Genomic DNA, 7,902 nt, shown 5'->3' with positions numbered 1-7,902 from the left:
GCCGTTGCCGGCGCGGTCGAGTGCGGCGCCTCGTACAGGCAATCGGCCAGCGCTCCCGCATGCCGCGATTCGCGCACATCAGGACCGTCCGCCGCTCCGATACTTTCCTCGCCGGGGCCTCGTCCTCGCAAACCCATCTTCACCTGTCCCGAATGGCGGGTTTATCGCCACGGCGCGGCAATCTCATAACGAGAACCCGATGCCTCAACGCCAGTCACCGAGAGTCGCCCACACTGTCTTAATCGATTGCCTTTCGTCTCGTGCATTTCAATCGCGGCACGGCAGTCATCGACGATCGGAGGCGTGCGCGAAGCCGACCTGGAATGCACCGGCCAGACCGACAGTGGCGACTCGTCATGCGCTCACGCTCATGAGCCCTTGCCGGATTCTTGCACCCACACCGCCGCGCGCGTGACGCGCGCCATCGATTATCGCCTTGCCCTTGTCGGGCAAAAGCCGCTCATCTCGTCACATTCGCTTCATCCCAGAACCTTATCGTGGCCGCTCAATACAAACACAATCACGAGGGCGGCATGAAAATCTCATCAAGCAAATTCATCGTTTTACTATCGATCATCCTCCCCGCATTATGTTCGGCATCGACGCGATGCCCCGCCCTTTTTCTCGATGGGAAAGAGCCGAAATTGAACACGGTGCTGACGACCCGGACCACGGAAGTCTGCTACACCGAATATGTGCTGCTCGCATCCGGCGTCACCAAGGGGCCGCTCTATTCCGCCGAGCATCTGACGAAGGCGGAGGTGAGCGGCGCAGGCACCATTACCCGCGTCGGATCGTGGCATACCGAGCAATCGATTCCCTACGACGACCGCTCCTACACGGACGACTACACGAACAGCGGCTACGATCGCGGCCACATGACGCCGGCGGGAGACATGTCGACGGAATCCGCCGAAAAAGAGACCTTCTCGATGGCCAACGTGGTGCCGCAGAATCCGACGCTGAATCGAGGAATCTGGGAAAAGATCGAGGACCACGCCCGGGATCTCGCCTCTCAGCTCGGAGAGATCTACATCGTGACCGGACCGGCCTTCAACAACGGCACGGTTGCGACGATCGGGGCGGATTCCGTGTACGTGCCGTCCTATACCTGGAAGGCCATTTACGAACCGGGCGTCGGCGCGGGCGCCTATCTGTGCCAGAACAACAATCAACGGGCGTGCCAAGTGGTGTCGGTAGCGGACATCCAGAACCTGACCGGAATCGATCCGTTCCCGTCGCTCGCCCAATCCGTCAAGACGTCGGCGATCCAGTTGCCGGCACCGTAAGTCCGTCACCGGGCCGCCGGCACCCGGTCCGGCCTCGACACTCGCCTTCGCCGGTGCGAGCAGCGCGCCGGCCGAAGCGACCGGGCTCTCCGAGCCCCTCGCCGCACCGAAGGCCCCCTTGTCGCATAGTCGGCCGCCCTCGATGCCGGGTGCCGCCTCGGCATCGCACCTTCATGGAAACCGAACGCGCGCGGCGACACGCGAAAACGGGATCCTTCGCCCCCGAACGAACCGGTCTTTCGCTTCGGATTTCGCGCGCGCGATGCGCTCCGGCCCGGCTCGCGCCGGGATGTTTCATGTTACCTTTGACATCGCCACCCGGGCTCGATCCATGCCGGCGGGAACGCGTTAAGGCCTTGATTTTTAATGGGGCCAGCCGCAAAGAAATGATAGACTTCCAGCAGAACACGTCGCATCCGGCGTTGCTCGGCGGCCGCGAAATCGCGCGCCAGGCGTTCATCGCCCAGGCGCGTCCGGCGGCCGAACCGGCGCCCCCGCGGCGGTTCGGCCAGGCCGTCCCGGCCGGATGATCGGCGATGCCGATCCGGCGGCGGCACCGAGTGCCATCGATCGTTAGCGCGGCATAACATCAATGCATTGAGAGCTGCCCATGACTCACCCCACTGAGCTGCCGCTTTCACCGCTTTCGGCGCTGCAATTCTACGCAACGGCCCCTTACCCTTGCAGTTATCTGGATGGCCGCGTGGCGCGCTCGCAAGTGGCGACGCCCAGCCATCTGATCAATTCCGACATCTACACCGAACTCGTGAAGGCCGGCTTCCGGCGTTCCGGCGTGTTCACCTACCGGCCCTACTGCGACGGCTGCCGCGCCTGCATTCCGGTGCGCGTGCCGGTCGACGCGTTCGTGCCGAACCGCACCCAGCGCCGCATGTGGAAGCGCCACCGCGCGCTCGTCGCAACCGTGTCGCCGCTGCATTACGACGAGGAGCACTATGCGCTCTACATGCGCTATCAGTCGGCCCGTCACGCGGGCGGCGGCATGGATCGCGACAGCCGCGACCAGTACGAGCAGTTCCTGCTGCAGAGCCGGATCAATTCGCGCCTGGTGGAATTCCGCGATCTCGATCCGCCGGCCGGCGACACCGGCACGCTGCGCATGATCAGCATGATCGACATCCTCGGCGACGGCCTGTCGTCGGTCTATACGTTCTTCGAGCCGGACGACCCGCATACGAGCTACGGCACCTACAACGTCCTCTGGCAGATCGAGCAGGCGAAGAGCCTGCGACTGCCCTACGTGTATCTCGGCTACTGGATCCGCGAAAGCCAGAAAATGGCCTACAAGGCCAATTTCCACCCGCTGGAAGGGCTCGTCGAAGGCCGCTGGAGGGTGCTCGACCCGGCGCGACTCGACCTGCCGCCGGTGGACGCCGCGCTGGTCCGCGCCCCGCTGCCCGGCGGCCACTCCGGCACGCCCTGAGCGAGATGCTCCCCCGGCCGTCCGGCCGGGCACGCCAACTCCGCTAAAATAGCGGGTTACCCATTTCCGGCCACCACCCTACTGTCGTGTTCAGCTCCCTCTACCCGTTCGCCCGCGCGTCCCTCTTCAAGATGGACGCCGAAGATGCCCACCACCTGACCTTGCGCATGCTGGGGGCCGCCGGCCGCACCGGCCTCGCGGGCGCGCTCGCCGCGCGGGTGCCGGACGCGCCGCGCACCGTGATGGGACTGACCTTCCGCAATCCGGTCGGACTCGCCGCGGGGCTCGACAAGGACGGTGCGTGCATCGACGGCCTCGCCGCGCTCGGTTTCGGCTTCATCGAAGTCGGCACGGTCACGCCGCGCGCCCAGCCGGGCAACCCGCGCCCGCGCATGTTCCGGCTACCCGACGCGGGCGCCGTGATCAACCGGATGGGCTTCAACAACGGCGGTGTCGACCAGTTCGTGAAGAACGTCCAGGCGGCCCGCTATCGCGGCACGCTCGGCCTCAACATCGGCAAGAACGCCGATACGCCGATCGAGCGCGCGGCCGACGACTACCTGTACTGCCTGGAGCGGGTCTACCCGTTCGCCAGCTACGTGACGATCAACATCTCGTCGCCGAACACCAAGAACTTGCGCCAGCTGCAAGGCGCAGGCGAACTCGACGCGCTGCTCGCCGCCTTGAAGGACAAGCAGCAGCGCCTCGCCGACCTGCACGGCAAGCTCGTGCCGCTCGCGCTCAAGATCGCGCCGGATCTCGACGACGAGCAAGTCAAGGACATCGCCGCGACGCTGCTGCGCCACCGGATCGAGGCCGTGATCGCCACCAACACGACCCTGTCGCGCACGGCGGTGCAGGGCCTGCCGCACGCGGACGAAGCGGGCGGCCTGTCCGGGCGCCCGGTGTTCGACGCATCGAACGAAGTGATCCGCAAGCTGCACGCCGAACTCGGCAGCGCGGTGCCGATCATCGGCGTGGGCGGCATCTTCTCCGGCGACGACGCGCGTGCGAAACTCGCGGCGGGCGCGTCGCTGGTGCAGCTCTATACCGGATTCATCTATCGCGGCCCGGCGCTCGTCGCCGAATGCGCGAAGGCGCTGGCCCGCGACCGCGCGTCGTAATATAGAAATAAACAAACGGTATTTATAGTTCGATTGCCTTTTCGCTATCATTACCCGCAATAACATATGCCCGCCCAGGGTAAGGAAAGGAACACGATGAAAGTTGCGTCGCTGAAGAAGATTCTGGTTGCCGGCCTGATCGGCGCGTCGTTTGCCGCCGCCACCGCGCACGCGGCGGATCTGCTCGACGAAGTCAAGCAGCGCGGCACGCTGCGGATCGGTCTCGAGGGCACGTTCCCGCCGTTCAACTCCAAGAATCCGCAAGGTGAACTCGTCGGCTACGACGTCGACATCGCGAAGGCAATCGCCGCGAAGCTCGGCGTGAAGCCCGAATTCGTGACGACCGAATGGAGCGGCATCATCGCCGGCCTGCAGGCCGGCAAATTCGACGTGATCGTCAACCAGGTCGGCATCACCGACAAGCGCAAGGAAACGCTCGACTTCTCGCCCGCGTACACCTACTCGGCCGCGCAACTGATCCAGCGCAAGGACGACGCCCGCCCGTTCAAGTCGCTCGACGATCTGAAGGGCAAGAAGCTCGGCGTCGGCCTCGGCACCAACTACATGGACATGGCGAAGTCGGTGCCGGGCATCGACGTGAAGACGTATCCGGGCGCGCCCGAATACCTGCGCGATCTGGCCGCCGGCCGTCTCGACGCCGCGCTCAACGACCGCCTGATGCTCGCGTACCTGCTGAAGAACTCGCAGCTGCCGCTGCGCACCGGATCGACCGTCGGCGCGGGCAACCCGTCGGGCATCCCGTTCAAGAAGGGCAATCCGAAGTTCGCGAAGGCCATCGACGACGCGATGACGCAGCTCGAAGCCGACGGCACATTCTCGAAAATCTCGGACAAGTGGTTCGGCATCGACGTGACGAAACCGATCAAGTAAGGCATCCGCGCGCGCCGGTTCGCGCCGCGCGGCATCGCAAGGGGCGGCATCCGTATCGATGCCGCCCTTTGTTTTATTCGCTCAGTTTATGATTGCGCTTTCGCGCACGCCACTCGCCGCATCACATGTCGACCACTTCCCTGCTCGTACAATCGCTCCCGGTTCTGGCTCAAGGCGCCGTGCTGACGGTCAAGTTCGCCGTGCTGTCGATGATCTTCGGCCTCGTCGCCGCCGTCGTGCTCACGCTGATGGGCATCAGCCGCATCGCGGTGCTGGGCGGCCTGGCGCGCATCTACGTGAGCCTGATGCGGGGCACGCCGCTGCTCGTGCAGATCTTCGTGATCTACTACGGCCTGCCGAGCCTCGGCATCTCGCTCGATCCGACGCCGGCGGGCGTGATCGCGCTGTCCGCGAACGTCGCCGCTTACATGTCCGAAAGCATGCGCGGCGCGATCAACGGGATCGACAAGGGCCAATGGCTCGCGTCATACAGCCTGGGGCTGTCGTGGGGGCAGACGCTGCGCTACGTGATCGGTCCGCAGGCGCTGCGGATCGCGGTGCCGAGCCTGTCGAACAGCCTGATCAGCCTGATCAAGGATACGTCGCTGGTGTCGGTGATCACCGTCACCGAACTGCTGCGCAGCGCGCAGGAAATCATCGCGGCAACCTACCAGCCCCTGCCGCTCTATCTCGCCGCGGCGGCCGTGTACTGGATGCTGTGCCAGATCCTCGAATGGGTCCAGCGCTGGTACGAGCGCCGGCTCGCGCTGCCTGGCCGCCACTGAGCGGCCCACCCGCCGGCCGCCGGCGCCACGGCCGCTCACTCCATCGGATAGCGAATCCCCAGCGCCGCGCGTGCGGCGTCCGTCATCGCGATCATCCGGCGCGAGTGCGCGTGGGTCATCACCGGGCTCTCGGTACGGCCTTCGCGCAGCAGCGCGCAGAAGTGCTCGATCTCGTAGTTGAGCCCGCCGCCGTCGAACGGTTCGTCGAGTTCGACCACGCGTCCGTCCGCATAGCGGATCGTCGCTTTCACCGGATTCCACCAGTTCTCGTGAATCGTCACGTGACCACCGGCCGCCGCCAGCAGCGCGTCGCCGCGGCCCATCACGTCGAGCCCGCAGAAGAGTTGCGCCACGCCGCCGTGCTCGTGGCGGCTGTTGACGCTCGCGAACACGTCGACGCCCGTCGCGCCCACCCGGCCCAGCGTCTGCACATCGAGCGCCTCGCCGAGCCAGTCGACCGCGAGAAACATCTCGTAGATGCCGATGTCGAGCAGCGCTCCGCCGGCCTGCTCGAAGCGATAGACCGGATGATCGTCCGGCACCGTCGACGACGCGCAGCCGGCGCGCACGAGCCGCACCTCGCCGATCGGGTCGCGGGCAAGCTGCTCGCGCAGCTTGCGGTACAGCGGATAGAACGGCGGCTTCATCGCCTCCATGAACAGGCGTCCGGACGTGCGGGCCGCCGCCAGCACGTCGTCGAGCTGCCGCGCGTTGATCATCGCGGGCTTCTCGCACAGCACCGCCTTGCCGGCGGCGAGCGCCGCCCGTGCGTACTGCGCATGACTGTCGTTGAGGGTCGCGATGTAGATCGCGTCGAGATCGGCGGCCAGCAGCGCATCGACGCGCTCGCAGGGGCTACCGCCGTGTTCGGCGCAAAACGCCGCTGCCGCTTCCGGGCGGCGCGCCCAGACGTGCACGAGCGCGGCGTCGGGTACGTGCGTGATGCCGTGCGCGAACCGGCGCGCGATACCGCCCGCGCCGATGATGCCGAAGCGAATCGGCGCGTGAGAGGGATGGGTCATCGGGAATTCCGTGTCGGCCGAAGGGTGCGGTCCGGCTGGGCAGCCGGCCGGCCGTCATGATAAACGGCCGGCGGCCGGCACGGCGCCGTGCTCATCCCCGCTCGGGTACCTCCACCGCGAAATTGCGCATTTCCTCGGCGGTGTAGTCGATCAACTGCAGCGCCGCCGCCTCCGCCTCGCGCGCGTCGCGCCGCTCGATCGCCTCGACCACGCGGCCGTGCGCGCTCATCGCCAGCTCGCGGATCCCCTCCCTCTGGCTCATGCGCGGGTTCACGAGCCTGAGCGCGCCGCGAATGATGGCCGCCATCTGCTGGAAGAACTGGTTGCCGCTCGCATGCACGATGCGCGTATGCAGCAGTTCGTCCGCCCCGTCGTATCCGGCCGCGCCGGGCTCGATCAGCTTGAACGCCTCGAACGCCTCGCGAATCCCGGCGATTTCGGCCGCGTTCGCGCGCGTGGCCGCCTGCGCGGTCGCCCGCGGCTCGATCAGCATCCGGAATTCGATCACGTCGCGCATGAACTGCGGATCCGGTTTCGCACGGAAACGCCAGTTCACCACGTCCTCGTCGATCATGCGCCAATCGGGCATCGGCCGCACCCGCGTACCGACTTTCGGGCGCACGTCCAGCATGTCGCGCGCGAGCAACATCGACAACGCCTCGCGCATCACCGTCCGGCTGACGTCGAACTCCTTCGACAGTACGTCCTGCGGCGGCAGAATGCCGCCGTACTTGTCCTCGACGATGCCGGTAACAAGCCCATCCATCACTTTGCTGACCAATGACCGGTCTTTGCCCTGTTCCATGAGACCTCCCCGATACGTCGTCTGTGTTGGCACACTGCCCCCGCAGTCTGGCCGGCCCCTTTCCCAAAAAAGTAAAACGATGCCGCTATTGTTCTTATCATCGATACGTTGCTGAGTTCGCGGCCGATGCGCTATCTGGAAAACACCTGACAGGGTTATCCCTCTTACTATATTCAGAGAAAATCAGGACTCAAAAAAGCCCGGCAAGCTTGCAGCATGCTTGCCGGGCCTGGATGCGGGTCGGATGCCGAGCCGCGACGCGCGCCGCGCGTCACGCGACAGTCATGCGCTCAACGCTCGGGATAGCTGATCGACTCGACGCCCTGCGCGGTGCCGAGCAGGCACAGGTTCGCGCCGCGCTCGGCGAACAGCCCGACCGTGACCACGCCCGGCCAGCTGTTGATCGTCGCTTCGAGCGCGCGCGGCTCGGCGATCGCCAGCCCCTTCACGTCGATGATCTCGTTGCCGTTGTCGGTGATGTAGGGTGCGCCGTCGGTCGTGACCCGCACCACCGGCACGCCGCCCAGGGCGGCGAGCCGGCGGCC

General features: G+C 65.9%; 8 protein-coding genes and 1 pseudogene. 6 read left to right on the top strand and 3 right to left on the bottom strand.

The genetic code is table 11. The annotated features are described in order from the left end of the window. Window positions 1–497 precede the first annotated feature (497 nt). From RZR99_RS02215 to RZR99_RS02190, 6 genes and pseudogenes are all read left to right on the top strand, one after another. Window positions 498–1,289, top strand: coding sequence for a DNA/RNA non-specific endonuclease (locus RZR99_RS02215; protein WP_323118105.1), 792 nt, complete (start codon window positions 498–500; stop codon window positions 1,287–1,289). A 383-nt stretch (window positions 1,290–1,672) separates the two neighbouring features. Continuing rightward, window positions 1,673–1,866: pseudogene (locus RZR99_RS02210) on the top strand (leucyl/phenylalanyl-tRNA--protein transferase); the annotation flags it as partial. 33 nt (window positions 1,867–1,899) lie between these two features. Beyond that, entirely contained in the window at window positions 1,900–2,730 is an 831-nt protein-coding gene (locus RZR99_RS02205) for an arginyltransferase (RefSeq protein WP_323118104.1), read from the top strand. 86 nt (window positions 2,731–2,816) lie between these two features. Next, entirely contained in the window at window positions 2,817–3,854 is a 1,038-nt protein-coding gene (locus RZR99_RS02200) for a quinone-dependent dihydroorotate dehydrogenase (RefSeq protein WP_323118103.1), read from the top strand. 96 nt (window positions 3,855–3,950) lie between these two features. Next, on the top strand, window positions 3,951–4,745 hold the full coding sequence (locus RZR99_RS02195; RefSeq protein ID WP_323118102.1) for a cystine ABC transporter substrate-binding protein: 795 nt from the start codon (window positions 3,951–3,953) through the stop codon (window positions 4,743–4,745). A gap of 125 nt (window positions 4,746–4,870) precedes the next feature. After that, window positions 4,871–5,530 (top strand): amino acid ABC transporter permease, encoded by a 660-nt coding sequence (locus RZR99_RS02190; RefSeq protein ID WP_323118101.1) that lies wholly within the window; start codon window positions 4,871–4,873, stop codon window positions 5,528–5,530. Window positions 5,531–5,565: 35 nt separating this feature from the next. Here the strand turns inward: RZR99_RS02190 and RZR99_RS02185 are convergent, their stop codons facing one another. From RZR99_RS02185 to RZR99_RS02175, 3 genes are all read right to left on the bottom strand, one after another. Further along, the gene (locus RZR99_RS02185; protein WP_323118100.1) at window positions 5,566–6,552 is read right to left on the bottom strand and encodes a Gfo/Idh/MocA family protein; all 987 of its coding nucleotides are present in this window, start codon (window positions 6,550–6,552) and stop codon (window positions 5,566–5,568) included. Window positions 6,553–6,643: 91 nt separating this feature from the next. Further along, entirely contained in the window at window positions 6,644–7,357 is a 714-nt protein-coding gene (locus RZR99_RS02180) for a FadR/GntR family transcriptional regulator (RefSeq protein WP_323118099.1), read from the bottom strand. A 290-nt stretch (window positions 7,358–7,647) separates the two neighbouring features. Further along, window positions 7,648–7,902: ribose-5-phosphate isomerase A (locus tag RZR99_RS02175; RefSeq protein ID WP_323118098.1), on the bottom strand; the 255-nt coding region annotated here is incomplete at its 5' end.

Origin of the sequence: Burkholderia alba (genome assembly GCF_034721475.1) — a bacterium.
Lineage (GTDB): Bacteria > Pseudomonadota > Gammaproteobacteria > Burkholderiales > Burkholderiaceae > Burkholderia > Burkholderia alba.
The sequence above is the reverse complement of the archived record's forward strand: the minus strand, read 5'-3'. Positions and strand labels throughout refer to the sequence as shown.